The sequence below is a fragment of the Alkalisalibacterium limincola genome, from assembly GCF_008017755.1.
Taxonomy (GTDB): domain Bacteria; phylum Pseudomonadota; class Gammaproteobacteria; order Xanthomonadales; family Xanthomonadaceae; genus Alkalisalibacterium; species Alkalisalibacterium limincola.
Window position 1 is genome coordinate 420149 of sequence record NZ_VRTS01000002.1, and the last position, 19632, is coordinate 439780.

The 19632-nt window shown below is 69.4% G+C and carries 18 protein-coding genes and 3 pseudogenes; 11 read left to right on the forward strand and 10 right to left on the reverse strand.

Annotated elements, in window-relative coordinates; all coding sequences use genetic code 11:
* Positions 1-7 precede the first annotated feature (7 nt).
* Positions 8-901, reverse strand: coding sequence for a 5'-3' exonuclease (locus tag FU658_RS04965; protein ID WP_147891044.1), 894 nt, complete (start codon positions 899-901; stop codon positions 8-10).
* Positions 898-1467, reverse strand: a complete 570-nt coding sequence (locus FU658_RS04970; RefSeq protein WP_147891045.1) for a nitroreductase family protein — start codon at positions 1465-1467, stop codon at positions 898-900. The genes FU658_RS04965 and FU658_RS04970 overlap by 4 nt, the downstream gene beginning before the upstream one ends.
* Positions 1468-1644: 177 nt before the next feature.
* On the opposite strand from FU658_RS04970, the pseudogene FU658_RS15100 reads away from it, so the two are divergent.
* The 5 genes and pseudogenes from FU658_RS15100 to FU658_RS04995 all read left to right on the forward strand — a co-directional run.
* Positions 1645-2322: pseudogene (locus FU658_RS15100) on the forward strand (DUF1631 family protein); the annotation flags it as partial.
* A gap of 61 nt (positions 2323-2383) precedes the next feature.
* The gene (locus tag FU658_RS04980) at positions 2384-4021 is read left to right on the forward strand and encodes a DUF1631 family protein (protein ID WP_255505417.1); all 1638 of its coding nucleotides are present in this window, start codon (positions 2384-2386) and stop codon (positions 4019-4021) included.
* Between the two features lie 69 nt (positions 4022-4090).
* On the forward strand, positions 4091-5221 hold the full coding sequence (locus FU658_RS04985; RefSeq protein WP_147891048.1) for an NAD(P) transhydrogenase subunit alpha: 1131 nt from the start codon (positions 4091-4093) through the stop codon (positions 5219-5221).
* A complete protein-coding gene (locus tag FU658_RS04990) occupies positions 5218-5517 on the forward strand; it encodes an NAD(P) transhydrogenase subunit alpha part 2 (protein ID WP_147891049.1) in 300 nt (99 codons plus the stop codon). The genes FU658_RS04985 and FU658_RS04990 overlap by 4 nt, the downstream gene beginning before the upstream one ends.
* Positions 5514-6935, forward strand: coding sequence for an NAD(P)(+) transhydrogenase (Re/Si-specific) subunit beta (locus tag FU658_RS04995; RefSeq protein ID WP_147891050.1), 1422 nt, complete (start codon positions 5514-5516; stop codon positions 6933-6935). The genes FU658_RS04990 and FU658_RS04995 overlap by 4 nt, the downstream gene beginning before the upstream one ends.
* Here the strand turns inward: FU658_RS04995 and FU658_RS05000 are convergent.
* Positions 6910-7116, reverse strand: a complete 207-nt coding sequence (locus tag FU658_RS05000; RefSeq protein ID WP_147891051.1) for a hypothetical protein — start codon at positions 7114-7116, stop codon at positions 6910-6912. The genes FU658_RS04995 and FU658_RS05000 overlap by 26 nt on opposite strands.
* A complete protein-coding gene (locus FU658_RS05005; protein WP_147891052.1) occupies positions 7098-7346 on the reverse strand; it encodes a hypothetical protein in 249 nt (82 codons plus the stop codon). The genes FU658_RS05000 and FU658_RS05005 overlap by 19 nt, the downstream gene beginning before the upstream one ends.
* Positions 7347-7494: 148 nt before the next feature.
* Between FU658_RS05005 and sufT the strand changes: the two are divergent.
* From sufT to FU658_RS05025, 4 genes and pseudogenes are all read left to right on the forward strand, one after another.
* Positions 7495-8045: pseudogene (sufT, locus tag FU658_RS05010) on the forward strand (putative Fe-S cluster assembly protein SufT).
* A 788-nt stretch (positions 8046-8833) separates the two neighbouring features.
* A pseudogene (locus FU658_RS15105) lies at positions 8834-9561 on the forward strand (S8 family serine peptidase); the annotation flags it as partial.
* A 279-nt stretch (positions 9562-9840) separates the two neighbouring features.
* A complete protein-coding gene (locus FU658_RS15110; RefSeq protein WP_255505431.1) occupies positions 9841-10308 on the forward strand; it encodes a PPC domain-containing protein in 468 nt (155 codons plus the stop codon).
* 346 nt (positions 10309-10654) lie between these two features.
* Positions 10655-12919 carry a S8 family peptidase gene (locus FU658_RS05025; RefSeq protein ID WP_255505418.1) on the forward strand — a complete coding sequence of 755 codons (2265 nt, stop codon included), beginning with the start codon at positions 10655-10657 and terminating at the stop codon, positions 12917-12919.
* Between the two features lie 80 nt (positions 12920-12999).
* Here the strand turns inward: FU658_RS05025 and FU658_RS05030 are convergent, their stop codons facing one another.
* From FU658_RS05030 to wrbA, 3 genes are all read right to left on the reverse strand, one after another.
* Complete coding sequence (locus tag FU658_RS05030; RefSeq protein ID WP_147891054.1) at positions 13000-13485, reverse strand: asparaginase domain-containing protein; 486 nt, start codon at positions 13483-13485, stop codon at positions 13000-13002.
* 61 nt (positions 13486-13546) lie between these two features.
* The gene (locus FU658_RS05035; RefSeq protein WP_147891055.1) at positions 13547-13891 is read right to left on the reverse strand and encodes a DUF2069 domain-containing protein; all 345 of its coding nucleotides are present in this window, start codon (positions 13889-13891) and stop codon (positions 13547-13549) included.
* Entirely contained in the window at positions 13888-14487 is a 600-nt protein-coding gene (gene wrbA / locus FU658_RS05040) for an NAD(P)H:quinone oxidoreductase (RefSeq protein ID WP_147891056.1), read from the reverse strand. The genes FU658_RS05035 and wrbA overlap by 4 nt, the downstream gene beginning before the upstream one ends.
* A gap of 71 nt (positions 14488-14558) precedes the next feature.
* Between wrbA and FU658_RS05045 the strand changes: the two genes are divergently transcribed.
* Together FU658_RS05045 and FU658_RS05050 are read left to right on the forward strand one after the other, a co-directional pair.
* Complete coding sequence (locus FU658_RS05045) at positions 14559-15827, forward strand: YihY family inner membrane protein (RefSeq protein WP_147891057.1); 1269 nt, start codon at positions 14559-14561, stop codon at positions 15825-15827.
* A gap of 14 nt (positions 15828-15841) precedes the next feature.
* Positions 15842-16405, forward strand: coding sequence for a TlpA family protein disulfide reductase (locus tag FU658_RS05050; protein ID WP_425477584.1), 564 nt, complete (start codon positions 15842-15844; stop codon positions 16403-16405).
* A 12-nt stretch (positions 16406-16417) separates the two neighbouring features.
* Here the strand turns inward: FU658_RS05050 and ppk2 are convergent, their stop codons facing one another.
* The 3 genes from ppk2 to hemA are packed head-to-tail and all read right to left on the reverse strand — an operon-like array spanning position 16418 to position 19600.
* Positions 16418-17185: a polyphosphate kinase 2 gene (gene ppk2 / locus FU658_RS05055; protein WP_147891059.1), complete on the reverse strand. Its 768-nt coding sequence runs from the start codon at positions 17183-17185 to the stop codon at positions 16418-16420.
* Between the two features lie 47 nt (positions 17186-17232).
* Positions 17233-18318, reverse strand: a complete 1086-nt coding sequence (gene prfA, locus FU658_RS05060) for a peptide chain release factor 1 (protein WP_147891060.1) — start codon at positions 18316-18318, stop codon at positions 17233-17235.
* Positions 18290-19600, reverse strand: coding sequence for a glutamyl-tRNA reductase (hemA, locus tag FU658_RS05065; protein ID WP_147891061.1), 1311 nt, complete (start codon positions 19598-19600; stop codon positions 18290-18292). The genes prfA and hemA overlap by 29 nt, the downstream gene beginning before the upstream one ends.
* Positions 19601-19632 lie beyond the last annotated feature (32 nt).

The following is a 19632-nucleotide window of genomic DNA, read 5'->3' on the forward strand; positions in this document are numbered from 1 at the left end:
TCCGGATTCAGGGGGTGGCGAGGGCAGCGACACGACGCCGGGTCATCGGCCCCATGCGCAGTTGGTCCATCAGCTCGGTGGCCCGGGACCCATCGACGGCACCGCGCCGTCCGTCACGCAGCGCGTCGGGCAGCGGGGCATCGGTGGCGATCGTGGCCAGCCGGCGCGAGAGCAGGGCGATCGCCTGGTGCTCGGCCAGGCGCCGGGCGTGCGCTGCGGCGCCACGCAGCCTGAGGAAGGCCACCTCGGCCTTGCGCTCGAGCAGTTCGTCGAGGGTGTTGAAATGGGCGAGCAAGGCCGCGGCGGTCTTGGCACCGATGCCGGGCACCCCGGGAATGTTGTCGATCGCGTCGCCGGTCAGCCCCAGGTAGTCGGGGATCTGGTGCGCGTGCACGCCATAGCGCCCGATCACGCCGTCATGGCCCCAGCGCTGATCGCGGGCGTAGTCCCACTGCGTGTCCCCGGGTTGCAGCAACTGCGAGAGGTCCTTGTCGGCGGAAACGATCACGCAGGCCCGGCCGGGCTGGCGCAGGCGTGCCATCGCGGTGCCGATCAGGTCGTCGGCCTCGTAGCGGCCGTCGACCAGGGTCGCCAGGCCGATCGCCTCGCAAAACGCCAGGCAGTGCCGGAACTGGCGCTTGAGCTCCTCCGGGGCCGGTTCGCGGTTCGCCTTGTAGGCGGGATAGATCTCGTTGCGGAAGCTCGACTCCAGCGACTGGTCGAAGGCGACCACCACGTGGCTCGGGTGGTGGCGCTCCAGCAGTTCCAGCACGAAGCGCGCGAAGCCATGCACCGCATTGACCGGCCAGCCGTCGGCGTCGGTGAAGTCCGGTGGCATGGAGTGCCATGCGCGGAATACGTACAGGCTGGCGTCGACGAAGAAGATGTCATCGCCCTTCATGCCGGGGTCCAGTCGGTCAGCAGCGCGGCCGGGTCCGGGCGCAGGCGCTCCGGGATGGGTCCGGCCACCGAGCCGATGTGGACGAAGCCGAGCACCTGCTCGTCGGGAGCGATCGACAAGGTCTCGCGCACCTTCGGGTCGTAGGCCGCCCAGCCGGTCAGCCACTGGGCACCGAAGCCCATGCCCTGGGCGGCCTGCAGTAGCGCGAAGCAGACGCTTCCCCCCGACAGCAGCTGCTCGACCTCCGGAATCCGGTGGCCCTTGTGGATGCAGGCGACCACGGCGATGACGACCGGGGCCTGAACGAAGCGTTGCCGGTCTTTCTCCACCACCGCGTTGGAAGCATCAGGGTCGCGCTCCCGGCAGCGCTCCGCCAGGACATCACCCAGGGCGCGGCGCGCCTCCCCGCGGATGCGCACGAAGCGCCAGGGCGCAAGCCGGCCGTGGTCCGGGACCCGTACCGCGGAACGCAGCATCCGCAGCACCTGGTCGTGGTCGGGTCCCGGTTCGGAGAGCTGGCTGGAGGGCGTCGATATGCGGGAGTCGAGTACGTCAAGCAGCGTCATTATCTGACCTCGGTCGTCTTTTTTTTGCGTCGTTTCACCAGAAAACTGCGGGCGCGCTCACAAAACCGATGTGAACTCGCCCATAAGCTAGTGCTGCCCCCCCGTGTCGCCGGCATGCCCCTTGGGCTCCCGGCCACCATAGCGACCCGAGCAGCGTTCGACAGGAGTCCGGTCGTCATGAATCCGCCCCCAAGGACCAGCGATACCAGCCTTGAGTATCCCGCGCTTTTGCTGCGGTTGCAGGCGCAGGCGCTCTCGCGCATCGCGAAGGGTTTCTCCGGCGTCCTGGACAAGGTCGACGACGTGCTGTTCGACTTCCTGCAGAAGTCGATGGGCAGCGAGCAGCAGCATTATGCCGATGCGATGCGTGACGTTCGGCGCTCGCGCAGCCGCATCGAGGGCGACCTGGTCAGCCATCTGGAGGCCGCGTTCAACGCGTTGCACCAGGGCGACCCACTGGATGCGGAAAGCTCGCTGGTGGACGAGGCGCCGGGCACCCTGACCCTGGTCAGCGAGGACGCACTCGAGGGCCAGATCGCCGCGCGCATGCTGGCTGCATCGATCCATCGCGACCACTCCGCACTGTTGACCGCGCTGGACAAGCGCCTGGGCTGGGTGGCAGGCCGCATCGAGCTCAACGAGCAGACCAATCCGATCGGGCCGGGGCACGTGGCCGTGGGCGTGCATGCCGCATTCCGGGCCATCGACATCGAGCCCGCGGTCCGACTGATCCTGTTCAAGCTGGTCGAGCGCGAGCTCGCCGGTACGCTGGGAGCGTGTTACGAAGAGGCCAACCGCCTGCTGGTGCAGGCGGGCATCCTGCCGCACCTGCATCGCCAGCCGCAGGCACCCGCCCGGCGGCCGCCCCCCCCGGCGTTCGCGCGCCGAGGACAACACGGAAGGCCACGCGCCGGGGATGGATCCGGGCCAGGCAAGCTACGCCGAAGAGGGTCCGGGAGGTCACGGCGGCGGGGGCTATGGCAGCCAGGCCGGGGGCGAGCGGTCCACAGGTTACGGCGGCTATGCCAGCGGGCGACCGCTGGAGCCTTCCGAGCAGGCCCTGTTCTCGACGCTCAGCGAGATGCTGCGTTCCTGGCGCCACGTCAACGACGGGGGCGGCGGCGCAGGCGCCGAGGGTGGGGCCACAAGGTCGCGTCGGGACGGTTCCCCCGACGCCCGGCCGCTGACCGCGCCGGAAATGATCTCGGTGCTTTCGATGCTGCAGCCGGAAGTGCCCATCGGGCTCCGGCTGGCGATCGATGATCCCAGCCAACCCATCACGCAACGACTCAAGACCGAGCTGCTGGCCAGTGCCCAGCGGCTTGGGCTGGACCCCGAGCAGGCCTGCCTGAGCCCCGCCGACGAGGATGCGATCGACCTGGTGGGCATGCTCTTCGACGTGCTGCTCGACGAGCGCGAGCTGGTCGGGTCGGGCCGCAACCTGCTGGGCCGCCTGGTGGTCCCCTACATCAAGGTGGCCCTGCTCGACCGGCGCATGTTCCTGCGCAAGACCCACCCGGCGCGGCGGCTGCTCAATGCGCTGGCCGAAGCCTGCGAGGGCAACGAAGGTGATACGCCACACGATCGCGCCCTGCTCAGCAAGGCCGAGGAGACCGTCGAGCGGCTGCTGTCGGATTTCAACGAGAACGTTGCGATCTTCAAGACGCTGGAGGAGGAGTTCCGCTCCTTCCTCGACCAGCACCGCAAGCGCGTGGAGCTGGCCGAGAAGCGGACCGCCGAGGCGCAGCGCGGCCAGGAGCGGCTGGAAACCGCACGCCACCGTGCGCTGGCGGCACTCGAGGAGCGCCTTGGTGATCGCAAGTTGCGCGCCGTGGCGCAGACCACGCTGCGGCGATACTGGATCCATCACGCCACGGTCGTCGAGCTGCGGCACGGCGAGGACTCCGAGCAGTACGCCTCGGCGTTGCGGGTCGTGGAACTGGTCGTGTCGTGCCTGGATGCGGCCGCCTCCGGTGCGGGCTCGCTGTCGGCGCTGCTTCCGAACCTGGAGAGCGCGCTGGCACCGGTGCTGGCCTCCTCGGGCACCACCGGGCAGAGTGCCGAGGAACTCGTGCGCTTGCTGGAGCGGGAGCTTTCCGGCGAGGACGGGACATCGATGGAGGTCGCTGCGGGCGACGTGGTTGCCGAGCTGGAGACGGCGCTGCCGGACGCGGAACCGGCTCCGATCCCGGTTCCGGCCAGGGACGAGGCGGCGCCCGAGGGTCTGCGCCTGGTGTCGGACCGCGACAAGCTCGACTACGATCCCGACGATGCGGAGAAGATCCGGGCGCTGGCCATGGGAACCTGGGTCGAGTTCGTCGGCGAAGATGGCACCGTCCAACCGGCCAAGCTGTCCTGGCAGAGCCCGATCTCTTCGCGGCTGCTGTTCGTCAACCGACGCGGCGGTCGACTGTGCGTGGCATCCGCCGAGGAGCTCGCGGCGATGATGCGCAACGACCGGCTGCGCATCCGTGCGGTGAACACCGCCTTCGAGCGCGCCATGCACCAGGTGCTGGGCAAGCTCAAGACCGGCGGCACGGCCGGCGAGGCCTGATCCAGCCCTCGCTGGCGATGCGGCGAGGGCGTGCTAGCATCGCCACGAACGGGGTCCGGGGAGCGGTTCGTGGCGACAACGATCTTGGCCTTGCGCGAGTCGGCCGCAGGTGAGCGCCGTGTGGCGATCACGCCGGAGACCGCGAAGAAACTGACTGCCGCCGGCGCGCGCGTGGTGCTTGAGCCCGGCGCCGGCGAGAAGGCGCACTTTCCCGACGCCGCCTATTCCGATGTCGAGTTCCTCGACGCCGACGCGGCACTGCCGCAGGCGGACGTGGTGCTGTGCGTGCAGCCACCCTCGCAGGCGAGCCTGGGCGCGCTGCGCAAGGGTTGCGTGCTGGTCGGCATGCTGGCACCCCACGCCGACGACGCCCGGGTGCGAACGCTGGCACAGGCGGGCATCAGCGCCTTCTCGATGGAACTGCTGCCGCGCACCACGCGCGCGCAATCGATGGACGTGCTCAGCTCACAGGCCGGCATGGCCGGTTACAAGGCGATGCTGATCGCGGCACAGCTGGCACCGCGCTTCTTCCCGATGCTCACGACCGCGGCCGGCACGATCAGGCCCAGCAAGGTGCTGGTGATCGGTGCGGGTGTCGCCGGTCTGCAGGCGATCGCGACCGCACGCCGCCTCGGCGCGCAGGTGGAGGGTTTCGACGTGCGTCCGGAGACACGCGAGCAGATCGAATCACTCGGTGCCCGCTTCCTCGACCTGGGCGTCTCTGCGGCGGGCGAGGGCGGGTATGCGCGCGAGCTGACGGCCGAGGAGCGCGCCGAGCAGCAGCGCCGGCTGGGCGAGCACCTCAAGGGCGTGGACGTGGTGGTGACCACGGCGGCCGTCCCGGGCAGGCCGGCCCCGCGCATCGTCAGCGCGGCGATGGTCGGCGCGATGAAGCCGGGCAGCGTGCTCGTCGACCTGGCGGCGGAGTCGGGGGGCAACTGCGAGCTCACCCGGCCCGGCGAGCGGGTCGACAGCGATGGCGTCACGGTCTTCGGCCCCACCGGGCTCGCCAGCCTGGGCGCGCTGCACGCGAGCGAGATGTATGCGCGCAACCTGTACAACTTCGTCTCGCTGATGCTGGCCGGCGATGCGTTCAAGCTCGATTTCGAGGACGACCTGATCGCCGGCGCGTGCCTGGTCCACGACGGGCGCATCCACCACGGGCCGACCCGTGACCGCATCGAGGGCACGCGAGCATGATCGACGGTTTCCTGGCGCTCTACATCTTCCTGCTCGCCGCGGTGGCGGGCTACGAGATCATCGGCCGGGTGCCGGTGATCCTGCACACGCCACTGATGTCGGGTTCGAACTTCGTCCACGGCATCGTGCTGATCGGCGCGATGATCGTGCTCGGCCACGCCGACACGACGCTGGAGAAGGTCATCGGCTTTGTCGGTGTGGTCATGGGCGCCGGCAACGCCGCCGGGGGCTACGTGGTGACCGAGCGCATGCTGGAGATGTTCAAGTCGAGCAAGAAGCCCGGGGGTGGCGCATGAGCGCCTGGCTCCCGCTGCTGGCCAAGACCGGCTACTTCATCGCCGCCGCGTTGTTCATCTTCGGACTCAAGCGCATGGCCTCGCCGGTGACCGCGCGCAGCGGCATCCAGTGGGCCGGCGTCGGCATGGTCATCGCCACGGTGGCGGCGCTGCTGACGCTCACGCCGGATCCGCAGGCGTTGCTGGGCGTGAAGAACCTCGAGTTGATCCTGGCCGGCATCGCGGTGGGCGGCGTGCTGGCCTGGGTGTCGGGCAAGCGCGTGGCGATCACCGACATGCCTCAAATGGTGGCGCTTTACAACGGCCTGGGCGGCGGCGCGGCCGCCGCCATCGGCGCGGTGGAGCTGGCGAAGTTCTCGACCGGCGGTGCGCCATCCCCGGGCATGACCGTGCTGGTGCTCGCCACGCTCGGCGCGCTGATCGGTTCGGTCGCGCTGACCGGCTCCATCATCGCCTGGGCCAAGCTGGACGGAAGGCTCGACAGGCGCTTCGTCTTCCCCGGGCAGCAGCTGTTCAACGCCGCCATCGGCCTGCTGGCCGTGGGCCTGGGTGCGGCAACGGTGCTGTGGCTGCAGCAGCCGGTGATCGTCGGTTTCTTCGTCACCGCGCTGGTGCTGGGTGTGCTGATGACGCTGCCCATCGGCGGCGCGGACATGCCCGTCGTGATTTCCCTGTACAACGCACTCACCGGCCTGGCCGTGGCCTTCGAGGGCTACGTGCTGCAGAACGAGGCCCTGATCATCGCCGGCACCGTGGTCGGTGCGGCGGGCACGATGCTGACCCGGCTGATGGCCAAGGCGATGAACCGTTCGCTGTTCAGCGTGCTGTTCGGCAGTTTCGGCGCCGGCGGCGGGGTTGCGGCCGAGATCGACGGCGCGCAGAAGCCGATCGACGCGGGGGATGTCGCCTCGATGATGGGCTATGCCGAGCGCGTGGTGATCGTGCCCGGTTACGGCATGGCCGTGGCCCAGGCGCAGCACAAGATATGGGAATTGGCCCAGCAGCTCATGGCGCGCGGGGTCAAGGTGAAGTTCGCCATCCATCCGGTGGCCGGACGCATGCCGGGGCACATGAACGTGCTGCTGGCCGAGGCGGGCGTCCCCTATGACCTGATCGCCGACATGGACGACGTGAACCCGGAGTTCCCGAACACCGACGTCTCCCTGGTCATCGGCGCCAACGACGTGGTCAATCCGGTCGCCAAGACCGATCCGGCCAGCCCGATCTACGGCATGCCGATCCTGGACGTGTCGAGGTCGAAGAACACCGTCGTCATCAAGCGTGGCAAGGGCACCGGCTTCGCCGGCATCGAGAACGCCCTGTTCTACGCCGACAACACGCGCATGCTTTATGGCGATGGCGCGGAGATGGCGAACCAGCTGGTGGCCGAGGTCAAGGCCCTCGACGGCGGCCACTGAGCAGGCCGCCGGCCACCGCCACCAGCAGCGCCAGCGCCAGCATCGCGAAGCCCGCTCGGCCATTGGCCATGGTCGCCAGTGCCCAGGCATGGTCCACGCCCAGGCGCTGGGCGGAAGCCAGCATCGGCAGTCCCATCATCCGCCCCACCACGGTGGCCGCCATCATCCAGTTGGCCAGCATGAACGTGGCCAGCGTGCCCCCGCGGCCATCAGCGCGGCGGCCCGTCCCGCCGGAAAGCCGAACAGACGCAGGAGCACCACGGCGTCCACGGCGGCCACCAGCGCCATCCAGCCCGCGGCGTTTCCCAGCAGCATCGCCACCACCACCCAGATCGCGGCAACGCCGAGCACGCCGGCAAGGCAGGCGAACAGGGCAAGCAACCACTGGGAAGGCTGGGGCGCGGAGGGCAAGGGGCGGGCGACCTGACGGATGGCCGGGCAGTCTAGCCGCCCCGGCGCCCGATGTCCCCCGCCGGAGGGTGTGTTCATCGACGCGGCCCCGGTAACGGCGGGGGCCGCGATACAATGGGCGCTCGATTCCATTGAAGCGTGCCCCGAGATGTACAGCCGAACCAGCGAACCCGTCCGCCTCGAGCGTGATTGCCCTGCCGTCCTGGTTCCCCAGGGCGAGGCGGTGACGCTGCCGGCCGGCAGCGTGGGCTACATCACGCAGGCGCTCGGGGGCAGCTTCACCGTGTTCGTGGAGGGCAACCTGTTCCGGATCGCGGGCAGCGATGCCGACGCGATCGGCAAGGAGCCGGTGGCGCCGCCGGAGCTTCCCGAGGATGCCGCCGACACCGATGTCGAGCAGTTGGTCTGGAAGCAGCTGCGCACCTGCTTCGATCCCGAGATCCCGATCAACGTGGTCGACCTGGGGCTCATCTACGAGTGCGAGCTGGGCCGCAACCCCGAGGGTGAACGCATGGTCGAAATTCGCATGACGCTCACCGCCCCGGGCTGTGGCATGGGCGACATCCTGGTGGACGACGTCCGCGCCAAGGTCGAGATGATCCCGACCATCGCCGAGGCTGACGTGGAACTCGTCTTCGACCGCCGTGGAACCAGACGATGATGTCGGAAGCCGCCCGGCTGGAAACCGGGATGCTCTGAAGCCGGGCCGGGTGGCGTTGCCCGGCGGGTTTCGGTGTCGACTCTATTGACGGAAAAATCCCGGGGCTGCTAGCTTCAGGGCGTCACCCTCCGATGCTTGTGTCGGACTGGTGTCTCCTGTCTGGCATCGGTGCGCGAAGGCTCCCCCGGGACCCCTCGCGGAGGACGCGTTTCCCGGTGTTCGGGCAGGGTGGGATCGGGCCCAGGCCCGACGCAGCGTCCACTCAGGGGTCTCCAACGTGAATCATTCCTCCTCGCACCGCCTGCAACTGCTCGTGCTGGCCACGGCAGCGGTCATGGCGCCCGCCGTCATCGCGTCCGATGCCGGCCGTACCGGTGGCGCCCGCCAGGGCATCGCCGTTGAATCCCCTCGTCAGGGTGGTGAGTTCGACCAGTTCATCATCAAGTACCGTGAAGGCAGCCGTGAGCAGGCCTCCGCTGCCTCGATGCATGGCCACCTTGACCAGGCCGCGCGCACGTTGGGCCTGCGCGCCTCGCACCTGCGCCCGATGGCGATGGGCGCCGACGTGATCCGCACCGACCGCAAGCTTGATGCGGCGCAAGCCCGCCGCTTCATCGGCGAGCTCTCGCGCAACCCGGCCGTGGCATACGTCGAGATCGACGCGGTGATGCAGCCGCTGATGACCCCGAACGACCCGCTTTATTCGGCGCAGTGGCACTACTACGAGGCGCTTGGTGGCATCAACGCCCCCGCGGCGTGGGACATCAGCACCGGCGAAGGCGTCGTCATCGCGGTGATCGACACCGGCGTGGCGGACCATCCCGACATGCAGGTCAACCTGGTGCCCGGCTACGACTTCATCTCCGACCCCGATCGTGCCCGCGATGGCGACGGGCGTGATGCCGACCCGACCGACCAGGGCGACTGGCGCGTGGCGAACCAGTGCCCCAGCAGCACCGGTGCTGCGAACAGCTCCTGGCACGGCACGCACGTGGCCGGTACCGTCGCTGCCGACACGACAACGGTGTCGGCGTGGCAGGCGTGGCCTTTGGAGGCAAGGTGCAGCACCTGCGGGTACTCGGCCTGTGCGGCGGCGTGCTCTCCGACATCGCCGATGCGATCGTGTGGGCGGCCGGAGGAGAGGTTGCCGGCATCGACGCCAATCCGACCCCGGCGCAGGTGATCAACCTGAGCCTGGGCGGAAGCGGCCAGTGCGGGGCGACCTACCAGGCCGCGATGGACATCGCCCACGCCAGGGGCGCCGTCGTGGTGGTGGCGGCCGGCAATGCCAACACCAATGTCGCCAATGCCCGTCCGGCCAACTGCGACAAGGTCATCGCCGTGGGAGCGACCGACCGCAATGCGCGTCGCTCCAGCTTCTCGAACTACGGCTTGGGCATCGACCTCTCGGCGCCGGGTTCCGGCAGCCCGAACTCGATCGCCTCGCTCGGCAATGCGGGCACGACGGTCCAGGCCGCGCCGAACTACACCTACAAGTCGGGTACCTCGATGGCTGCCCCGCACGTGGCCGGCGTGGCTGCACTGGTGATCGCCGCCTCCGGCGAAACGCTGTCCCCGGACGAGGTCAAGGAGATCCTGGTCAACACGGTCAAGCCGTTCAATGAGACGCCGAACTGCACGATCTATTGCGGTTCCGGCATCGTCGACGCGGCCTACGCGGTGGCGGTGGCAGCCGGTGAGGAGCCGCTGCCGGAGAACCCGAACCCGCCGCCGGCGCCACAGCCGCCGCCGGCCCTGGTGGTGCTCGAGAACGGCGTCCCGGTGACCGGCCTGGCGACGAGCGACTGGGGCGACCGCACGTTCTCGATCGATGTGCCCGAAGGGGCGTCCAACCTGCGCTTCACGATATCCGGAGGCACGGGCGACGCGGACCTGCACACGCGCTTCGGCGCGCTGCCGACCACCACGGTCTACGACTGCAGGCCGTATCGCGACGGCAACAACGAGGAATGCGTCGTCGCCGAACCGCAGGCGGGCACCTACTACGCGATGCTCACGACCTACCAGCCGTACGCGGGCGTCACGCTGGTGGCCAGCTATGGGATGCCCCCACAGGACCTCACGGTCGTCTCGAGCGGTGCGCGCATGCGGCCGCTGCACACGCTGGGCTGGACCGGTGGCGGCGGACAGGTGGAGATCTTCCGCAACGGCGTGCTGGTGCATGCCGGTGCCAACACCGGAAGCTGGTCGCACCAGGTAGTGGTGTCCAGCGGCCCCTCCACCTACCAGGTCTGCAATGCCGGCAGCGAGGCGTGTTCGGCCAGCGTCAGCCTGCGTTGAGTATCGCGGCCTCGGCAGATCCGGGGCCGGCAGCGGATTCCAGGGGCCCGGCGAAAGCCGGGCCCTTCTTCGTTCTGCGCGTCGTCGTTGGACAGGCCCAGGCGCTCCCCCGCCCGTCATTGCCTCCGACCCCGGCCACTGCTAGTTTCAGGCCTGCATCCGGTCCGGTTCCCGAATCGGAGCCAGCGTCCGCCAGGAAGGTGGGCGAGCCTGCACACCCACCACATCCGGGGAAGTCACAGTGAACAGAGTTTGCAAGGTGGGGGTGCCGCTGGCCGCGGCGCTTGCCTTGGCCGTCGTGGCTGGAACAGGCATTGCGGTGGCTGGCACGACCGGCAAGCAACCCATGGATGGCGGTCAGGAGACGGACCGCGCGATGCAGGCGGGCCAGCGCTTCATCGTGCGGTTCCATGGGGCCGCCGAAGCGCACGAGGTCGAGTCGGTGCTGAACCAGGCGGCCGCCCAGGCCTTCCCGGCCCCGGCGCTGTCCGCCCGCACGCGCACGGCAGCGCAAGCCGGCATGTCGGTGCGATTCGTGCGTTCCGGGGCCCTCGGGTTCCAGGTCGTGGAGAGCTCGCGCGCCCTGGATGCGCTCGAGGCTGAATCCTTCATGGCCTCCGTCCATGCGCTGCCGGAAGTCGACCACATCGAGCGCGATGCGCTGATGCAACGGCAGCTCGATCCGGATGACGAGCTGTACGAGGAGTTGCAATGGAACTTCTTCGAGCCCACCGGGGGCGCGAACCTGGCCAACGCCTGGCCACGTTCGACCGGTGGCGGCATCGTCGTGGCGGTACTCGACACAGGCTACCTGCCGCATGAAGACCTGCTCGGCAGCCTGGTTTCGGTGGGTTACGACTTCATCGCCGACTCCGAAACCTCGCGCAAGGCGCCAGGTCGCAGCGTGGATGCGATCGACCCGGGTGACTGGCATGGCGGCGAGTGCAACTTCGGTACCCCCGAACCGAGCAGCTGGCACGGCAGCCACGTGGCGGGAACGATCGCGGCGATCACCAACAACGGCATCGGCGTCGCCGGGGCGGCACCGGATGCGCAGGTGCTGCCGCTGCGCGTGCTCGGAAAGTGTGGTGGTTTCCTGTCCGACATCGCCGACGCCATCGTCTGGGCCGCAGGCGGCGAGGTGCCTGGGCTCCCGGACAACCCGGACGTGGCCGAAGTCATCAACATGAGTCTCGGGGGTGGCGGGGCCTGCGGCGCCGTGTACCAGTCGGCGATCGACTTCGCCGTGTCGCAGGGCACGACGGTCGTCGTCGCCGCCGGCAACGCCGGGGCGGACGCCGCCGGTTCGCGCCCGGCGAACTGCGACAACGTCATCGTGGTGGCATCCAATACGCGCACCGGCACGAAGTCCGGTTTTTCCAACTTCGGTGCGGCCATCGACGTGACCGCGCCCGGCACCGGCATCGTGTCGACCGTGGACAGCGGAACCCAGGGCCCGGAGGGCGATGACTACGCGATCTACAGCGGGACGTCCATGGCGGCGCCCCACGTGGCCGCCATCGTGGCCTTGATGCAGGCCGTGGCCGACACACCGTTGTCGCCGGCCCAGGTGGAGTCCATCCTCAAGGACACCGCGCGGCCGCTGCCCGAGCCGGATTCCTGTCCGGGTGGCTGCGGCGCGGGGATCGTCGACGCCAATGCCGCCGTCGCGGTGAGCCAGGGCGAGGAGCCGCCCGAGCCTCCGGAGGTGCCGCCACCCGCGCCGCCTGCGCCACTGTTCAAGGACATCCCCGTCGAAGGCCTTTCCGGCGCCGCGGGCGAGGAGATCCCGTTCCTCCTTACGGTGCCCGAGGACGTCACCCAGCTGGTGATCACGATCAGCGGCGGCAGCGGCGACGCCGACCTGTACGTCCGCCATGGGGGCCAGGTGTACGAGGGGCTGTGGGACTGTCGGCCCTGGGCGAGCGGCAACGAGGAGACCTGCACTTTCCCCATGCCCGAGGCCGGTGACTGGTACATCAAGGTCATCGGCTACACGGCATTCGACGGCGTCACCCTGCTGGCGACGTGGAGCGACGAGCCCCCCCAGGCGCCGATCGCGCTGGAGAGCGGTATCCCGGTCACCGGGCTCGAGGGTGCCGTGGCCAGCGAGAGGTTCTTCTTCATCGAGGTGCCCGAAGGGGCATCGAACCTGGTGTTCCAGATGTCCGGCGGCACCGGGGATGCGGACCTCTACACCCGCTTCGGCGCGCAGCCGACCTCCGGCAGCTGGGATTGCCGCCCCTACGCGCCGGGCAACAACGAAACCTGCACCGTGGCGGCACCCGAGGCAGGCACCCATCACGCGATGATCCGTGGCTTCTCCGCCTATGCCGGGGTCAGCCTCGTGGCGAGCTTCCAGATCGGGGATCCGGCGGTGCCGGGTGGCTTGTCGGTCGACGTCGGCGGTGCCCGCATGCGTCCCCGGCACAGCCTGGACTGGACGGGGGGTGGCGACCGGGTCGACATCCTGTTCAACGGAAAGATCGTCCACACCGGCGAGAACACCGGTGGGTGGTCGCAGACCGTGGCGGTGGTGCGCGGCGGGTCGAGCTATACGGTGTGCAATGCCGGTACGCTGGAGTGCAGCGACACGATCGACGTCGACTGAGGCCCCGACCGGGGCATCCCCGGATCCGGACACGCAAGGCACCGGTCGACGCCGGGCCTTTCGTCATTCCGACGCGCGGCTCAGATCGCTTCGAAGCGGTTCGCGGCCACGTTCTTGCGCACCCTCGCCGGATCCCAGATGCGTCCATTCATTGCGATGAAAACGCCGGGCGGCATGCTCTGCACCGCGCCGACGGCGGTGCCGATGTTGAATTCCGCGTCCGAGCCGCGGAACCGGGCCGGGTTGAGCGCGCCGGTCAGCACGATCGTGCGGTCGGGGATGTCCGCCAGCACGCGCGCGGTCTCGACCATCGAGTCCGTGCCGTGGGTGATCAGGACGTGGCGTGCGGGCTGCGCGAGGACCGTGGATCGGATCAGTGCGCGATCCTCCTCGGTGATGTGCAGGCTGTCCTTGCGCAGGATCGGTATGACCTGGAAGCGGAAGGCCACGCCCAGCTCCTCCAGGATCCGCCCGATCTGGGGCTCGCCGATCTGGTAGTCGGACTTGTCGTCGAAGTAGATCTTGTCGATCGTGCCGCCGGTGGTGACGACGCAGAGCTGGTCCATGGGTGTTCGCAGGAGCCGGGTGAGGTCGCGGATTATACGCGGGCACCCGTCGCCAGGGCGTTCAGCCCCGCCCGAAGCGGGCCCGGACGCCGTCCCAGCTCGACGCGGTGACCACCGCCGATGCCAGGGCGATCTCCAGCAGTGCAAGCCCGCGCACGGCCGGTACGGTCCAGGCTTCCATGACGCCGTGGCTGAAGTAGAACAGGCAGGCCACGCCACACCAGAACGCCGCCGAGCGTCGCCCCAGGGCACCGAGCACGAGGCCCGGCGCCGAGGGCAGCAGCATCAACCCCACCGCGATGCCCGCGGAGAGCTGCGCTGGCGGATGCAGCCAGCCGTACCAGGCCACCAGGAGCAGGCACAGGGCAAGCTGCAGCAGCACCGCGACGCGCTGTGCATTGCTCATGCGCCGGCCTCCAGTTGCCGGCACACCGTGGCGATGCGCCGGCCGAGGGCCCGTGACAGCACCTTCTCGTCGTCGGTCAGGTTCGGGTCGTCGGCTTCGCCGGCCACATGGCTGGCACCGTAGGGCGTACCGCCGCTGCGGGTGCTCGAAAGCACCGGCTCGGAGTACGGGATGCCCATGACCAGCATGCCGTGGTGCAGCAGCGGCACCATCATCGACAGCAGTGTCGACTCCTGCCCGCCGTGCATCGAAGCGGTGGAAGTGAACACGGCGGCGGGTTTCCCCACCAGGCCCCCGGAGGCCCACAGGTCTCCCAGGCCGTCGAGGAAGTGCTTCACCGGGGCCGCCATGTTGCCGAACCGCGTCGGGCTGCCCAGCACCAGGCCGCTGCAGTCCTCGAGGTCGTCACGGGTCAGGTAGGGGGCACCCGACTCGGGTTCGGGCGGTGCGGCTTCGCGCGTCACGACGGCCACTGGCGGGATGCTGCGCAGTCGGGCCTGCATGCCCGGGCATTCCTCGACACCACGGGCGATCTGGCGGGCGAGGTTCGCGACCGAGCCGCCCCGGCTGTAGTAGGCGATCAGGATTTCACTCATGCGGCCAAGGGTAGCCGATGCCGCGGCGTGCCGGTATGCAGGTGTGTCGGGGACTGGGGTAGTCTGCGGCGATGGAACGATTCATAAAGGTCAGGCGTTGGCTGTCGGGGCGCGAGCGGGAACGCGTCGTCGCGCTCGCGCGTTATCTGTGGCGGCGATTCCTCGAGGACCGCTGTTTCGAGACCGCGGGCGCACTGAGCTACACGACGGTGTTCGCGATGGTGCCGTTGACCGCGGTGGCCTTGGCGGTGCTGTCCGCGTTCCCGGTCTTCGGCACCTGGACGAGTGCGCTGACCGACTTCGTGTTCAGCAATTTCGTCCCCGAGTCGGCCCGCGCCGTGGAGGCCTACATCCTCGGTTTCGCCCAGGGCGTGGGAGGACTGACCCTGGCCGGTGCGACGGTGCTGTTCATCGCCGCCCTGCTGACCCTGGGTGGCATCGAGAGCACGTTCAACCGCATCTGGCGTGTCCCCCAGGCGCGGCCCCCGGTGATGCGCCTGCTGGTCTACTGGTCGCTGCTGACCCTGGGGACCCTGCTGGTGGCAGCGGCACTTGGATTCACCTCCTACTTCGTCGCCACCTCGTTCCAGGGCGAAGGCGGGGCGGTCGGGGTCGGCCAGCGCCTGTTGCGGCTGCTGCCCAGCGTGATGACGCTGGGCGCGTTCACGCTTGCCTTCATGGTCGTGCCCAACCGCCGCGTCGAGACGAAGCATGCGCTGGCCGGCGCCGCGCTGGCCACGGTGCTGTTCGAATTCACCAAGCTCGGCCTGACGCTTTACCTGCGCAGCGTGCCCACCTACCAGCAGCTCTACGGAGCGCTGGCGGTCATCCCCATCTTCCTGATCTGGGTGTACCTGAGCTGGGTCGCGATCCTGCTTGGGGCATCGCTCGCGGCTTCGCTGTCGGGCTTCCGCTTCCAGCCGCGCGCCATGCGCCTGCCGGAGGGTTTCGAGCTGTACGGCATGCTGCGCCTGCTGGGCCGTTTCCGGCAGGCCCAGCGCGAGGGCGCGGCCTTGCAGGTGTCCGAACTCCACGACCTGGAGCCGATCCTGAGCGACGACCAGCTGCAGGAAATGCTTCGCTTGCTGGCCACGCGCAAGGTGATCCGACGCGACGAGGACGGCAGCTGGATGCTGTCGCGCGACCTCAACCACCTGCCCCTCTCGGAGCTTTACGATACCGGCGGTGTGCGCATTCCCGTGGCCGAGGTGCCGGTGCCCTGCCGCGACGACGACCTCGGGCAGGCGGCGTTGGCCGGCCTGGATGAACTGCGGATCCCGCTGCGCCAGGCACTGAAGATGCCGGTGGGACGACTGATCGAAAAAACGGGGGACGCGTGATGGGTTGGAAGAAGATGTTGCTGGTGGCGGGCGTCGGGCTGTTGGTTGCCTGCGCCGGTGAGCCCGAGCAGACGCCGGATGCACCGGCGACGGGGCAGCCGGGTGGGCAGGCACGGACGGCACCGGTGCAGGCGGATGCGCAAGGCGGGCAGGGGGAAGGCACCAGCCTGCCTTCGCTGGCGCTCGACACCCTGGACGGCACGCGTTTCGACCTCGCGGCGATGCGCGGGGAGTGGGTGGTGGTGAATTTCTGGGCGACCTGGTGCGCGCCCTGCCTGAAGGAGATCCCCGACCTGTCGGCGCTGCACGATGCCCGGGCCGACCTCACGGTGATCGGCCTGGCCTACGAGGATATCGAGCCGCAGGACATGCGCGAGTTCCTCGTCAGGGTGCCGGCCAGCTACCCGATCGCGATCATCGATCCCTACGCCGCTGCGCCCGCCGGCGACTTCGCCACGCCGCGCGGACTGCCGATGACCTACCTGATAGCCCCGGATGGCAGCGTGGCCCGCCGTTTCCTGGGGCCGGTGACCTCGGAGGAGATCAACCAGGCGATCGACGAGCACGTCGCCGGCTGAGCGACCGCGGACTCAGTACGCGCCGACGATCGGCTTGACCGGTCCGCGGAACTCCTCCACCCCGGGTGGACCCGGCAGGGGTTCCAGCGTGACGGGCTCCGCCTCCAGCCTGCGGTCGGGCCACTGGTCGAGCAGGTGCTGGATCAGGTTGAGCCTGCCGGCACGCTGGTCGTTGAAGTCGACCAGCGTCCACGGCGCGTACGGCGTGTGGGTGTGTTCGAGCATCAGGTCGCGTGCCTCGCCGTACTCCCGGTACTTCCGGCGCGCCTGCAGGTCGACCGGGGAGAGCTTCCAGCGCTTGCGCGGGTCGGCCGCGCGCTCGGCGAAGCGCTCCTCCTGTTTCTCCTGGTCGACCGACAACCAGTACTTGACGAGGCGGATCCCGCTGTCGACAAGTGCCCGCTCGAACACGGGGGCCTCGCGCAGGAAGGCATGGTGCTCCTGCGGCGTGCAGAAGCCCATGACCGGCTCGACGCCGGCGCGGTTGTACCAGCTGCGGTCGAACAGCACGAGTTCTCCCGCCGACGGCAGGTGCTGCACGTAGCGCTGGAAGTACCACTGGCTGCGCTCGCGCTCGTCGGGCCTGGGCAGGGCCACCACGTGGACCTGGCGCGGGTTGAGTCGCTGGGTGATCGCATTGATCGTGCCGCCCTTGCCGGCGGTGTCGCGGCCCTCCATCAGCACCACCACGCGCTGGCCGCTGTGGCGCAGCCAGTGCGCCAGCGCGTTGAGCTCCACCTGGAGCGGGGCCAGGGCCTTTTCGTATGCCTTGCGCTTCATTGCGGCTGCTCCGGAGGGATCCTGCGGCCGAGTCTACGCGGGTGCGCTCAGTCCTCGCGCGTGAGCAGCTTGAGTTCGTCGGCCTGCTGCTCGGCGGTCAGCCGGTCGACCAGTTCGTCGAGCTCGCCCTGCAGGATCTCCGGCAGGCGATACAGGGTCAGCCCCTCGACGCGGTGGTCGGTGATGCGACCCTGGGGGAAGTTGTAGGTCCGGATGCGCTGGCTGCGGTCGCCGCTGCCGACCTGGAGGCGCCGGGATTCGGCCTGCACGGCGGCCTGCCGGCTGCGCTCGTCGTCCAGCAGCCGTGCCTTGAGCAGCGACAGCGCGCGGGCCCGGTTCTTGTGCTGGCTGCGCTCCTCCTGGCACTCCACCACCAGGCCCGAGGGCAGGTGGGTGATGCGGATCGCCGAGTCGGTCTTGTTGACGTGCTGGCCGCCGGCACCCGAGGCGCGGAAGGTGTCGACCTTCAGGTCGGCATCGCGGATCTCGATCTCGGCGATGTCGTCGAGCTCGGGCAGGATCGCGACGGTGGCCGCCGAAGTGTGGATGCGGCCCTGCGACTCGGTGGCCGGAACCCGCTGGACGCGGTGCGTGCCGGACTCGAACTTCAATCGCGAATAGGCCCCGCGGCCCTCGATCCGGGCGACGACCTCGCGGAACCCGCCGTGCTCGCCCTCGTTGGCCGAGAGGATCTCGACCTGCCAGCGACGCGACTCGGCATAGCGCGTGTACATGCGCAGCAGGTCGCCGGCGAAGATGGCCGCCTCGTCGCCGCCGGTGCCGGCGCGGATTTCCAGGAACAGGTTCGCCTCGTCGCGCGGGTCGACCGGGACGAGCAGCAGGCCCAGTGCATGCTCAAGCTCGGCCAGACGGGCCCGTGCCGACGGCAGCTCGGCTTCCGCCAGCTCGCGCAGCTCGGGATCCTCCAGCATGGACTGGGCACCGCTGATCTCGGCTTCCGCACGCTGGTATGCGGCGAGGTTGTCGACCACCGGCTGCAGTTGCGAGAACTCCTGGTTCAGGGTCCTGAAACGCGTGTTGTCGGCGATGACGTCCGGCTCGGCCAGCAGGCGCCCCACCTCCTCGTGGCGTTCGGCGAGGGCGTCAAGCTTTCGGCGGAGGCTGGGCAGCATCGTGGTCGGGATCGCTCGCGGGGGAGGGGTCTTCGTCGTTCGTGAACAGGCGCTCTGCGTGGCGCAGCAGCTCGGCGTCGCCGCGCTGGGCGGCCTGGCGCAGCGCGGCGGTCGGCGCGTGCAACAGCTTGTTGGTCAGCGAGTGTGCCAGCTGCTGCATGACGGTCTCCGGGTCGCGACCGGCGACGAGTTGCTGGCGGGCCCGGGCCATGGCCTGGTCGCGCAGCGACTCACCCTGGTCGCGCATCCGGCGCAGCACGTCCTGGCGCTCGGTGCCCTGCCACCAGTTCATGAAGTGCTCGACCTGCAGCTCGATGATCGCCTCGGCCTCGTGGGCAGCCTCGCGACGCGAGCGACGATTCTCCTCGACGACCTGTTCGAGGTCGTCCACCGTGTAGAGGTAGACGTCGTCGAGGTCGGCGACGCCGGACTCGATGTCGCGTGGCACGGCGAGGTCGAGCATGAACATCGGCCGCCGGCGCCGCTGGCGAAGCGCAGCCCCGACGTCGGCGGTGCGGATGACCGGGTCGCGCGACGCGGTGGCGGAGATGACCACGTCCGCCTCGGCCAGGTGGCGGCCGATCTCGGAAAGCGGCAGCGCATAGCCCCCGAACCGGCTGGCCAGCGCCTGTGCATGTTCCAGCGTGCGGTTGGCCACCAAGAGACGCTTCGCGCGGGCGTCGACCAGATGCCGTGCGGCGAGTTCGATCGTTTCCCCGGCGCCGACCAGCATGACCGTTGCCTGGTCGAGTTCGGCGAACACCTGCTGCGCCAGGCGCACGCCGGCGAAGGCGACCGATACCGGGTTCGCGCCGATGCGGGTGTCGGTGCGCACCCGCTTGGCCACGGAAAAACACTGCTGGAACAACCGGTCCATCGGCGTGCGCAGGGCCGACGCCTCGCGTGCCACCGACCAGGCTTCCTTCACCTGGCCCAGGATCTGCGGCTCGCCCAGGACCAGGGAGTCCAGCCCGGTGGCCACCCGGAACAGGTGGCGCACCGCATCGGCGTCGACGTGCTGGTACAGGTAGTCGCGCAGCGTGGCCTCACCCAGGTCGTGGTGGCGGGCCAGCCAGGCCACGGCTGCGTCGCCATGGCCTTCGTCCACGCTGGCGTAGAGCTCGGTGCGGTTGCAGGTCGACAGCAGGGCCGCCTCGCGCACACCGGGCAGCGCCAGCAGCTCGCGCAGGGCGAGGCTGGTGCGGTCCCCGCTGAACGCGATCTGTTCGCGCAGCGATACCGGTGCGGTCTGGTGGTTGAGCCCGAGGGCAATCAGCGCCATGCGTGGGATAGGGGTTCGGGTAAGCTTCCGCA

What these genes read in the sequence shown, in the direction of transcription:
- FU658_RS04965 (WP_147891044.1), bottom strand. Translation starts at nt 901, where the DNA reads ATGAAGGGCGATGACATCTTCTTCGTCGACGCCAGCCTGTACGTATTC.
- FU658_RS04970 (WP_147891045.1), bottom strand. Translation starts at nt 1,467, where the DNA reads ATGACGCTGCTTGACGTACTCGACTCCCGCATATCGACGCCCTCCAGC.
- FU658_RS04980 (WP_255505417.1), top strand. Translation starts at nt 2,384, where the DNA reads ATGGATCCGGGCCAGGCAAGCTACGCCGAAGAGGGTCCGGGAGGTCAC.
- FU658_RS04990 (WP_147891049.1), top strand. Translation starts at nt 5,218, where the DNA reads ATGATCGACGGTTTCCTGGCGCTCTACATCTTCCTGCTCGCCGCGGTG.
- FU658_RS04995 (WP_147891050.1), top strand. Translation starts at nt 5,514, where the DNA reads ATGAGCGCCTGGCTCCCGCTGCTGGCCAAGACCGGCTACTTCATCGCC.
- FU658_RS05000 (WP_147891051.1), bottom strand. Translation starts at nt 7,116, where the DNA reads ATGCTGGCCAACTGGATGATGGCGGCCACCGTGGTGGGGCGGATGATG.
- FU658_RS05025 (WP_255505418.1), top strand. Translation starts at nt 10,655, where the DNA reads ATGGATGGCGGTCAGGAGACGGACCGCGCGATGCAGGCGGGCCAGCGC.
- FU658_RS05030 (WP_147891054.1), bottom strand. Translation starts at nt 13,485, where the DNA reads ATGGACCAGCTCTGCGTCGTCACCACCGGCGGCACGATCGACAAGATC.
- FU658_RS05035 (WP_147891055.1), bottom strand. Translation starts at nt 13,891, where the DNA reads ATGAGCAATGCACAGCGCGTCGCGGTGCTGCTGCAGCTTGCCCTGTGC.
- wrbA (WP_147891056.1), bottom strand. Translation starts at nt 14,487, where the DNA reads ATGAGTGAAATCCTGATCGCCTACTACAGCCGGGGCGGCTCGGTCGCG.
- FU658_RS05045 (WP_147891057.1), top strand. Translation starts at nt 14,559, where the DNA reads ATGGAACGATTCATAAAGGTCAGGCGTTGGCTGTCGGGGCGCGAGCGG.
- FU658_RS05050 (WP_425477584.1), top strand. Translation starts at nt 15,842, where the DNA reads ATGTTGCTGGTGGCGGGCGTCGGGCTGTTGGTTGCCTGCGCCGGTGAG.
- ppk2 (WP_147891059.1), bottom strand. Translation starts at nt 17,185, where the DNA reads ATGAAGCGCAAGGCATACGAAAAGGCCCTGGCCCCGCTCCAGGTGGAG.
- prfA (WP_147891060.1), bottom strand. Translation starts at nt 18,318, where the DNA reads ATGCTGCCCAGCCTCCGCCGAAAGCTTGACGCCCTCGCCGAACGCCAC.
- hemA (WP_147891061.1), bottom strand. Translation starts at nt 19,600, where the DNA reads ATGGCGCTGATTGCCCTCGGGCTCAACCACCAGACCGCACCGGTATCG.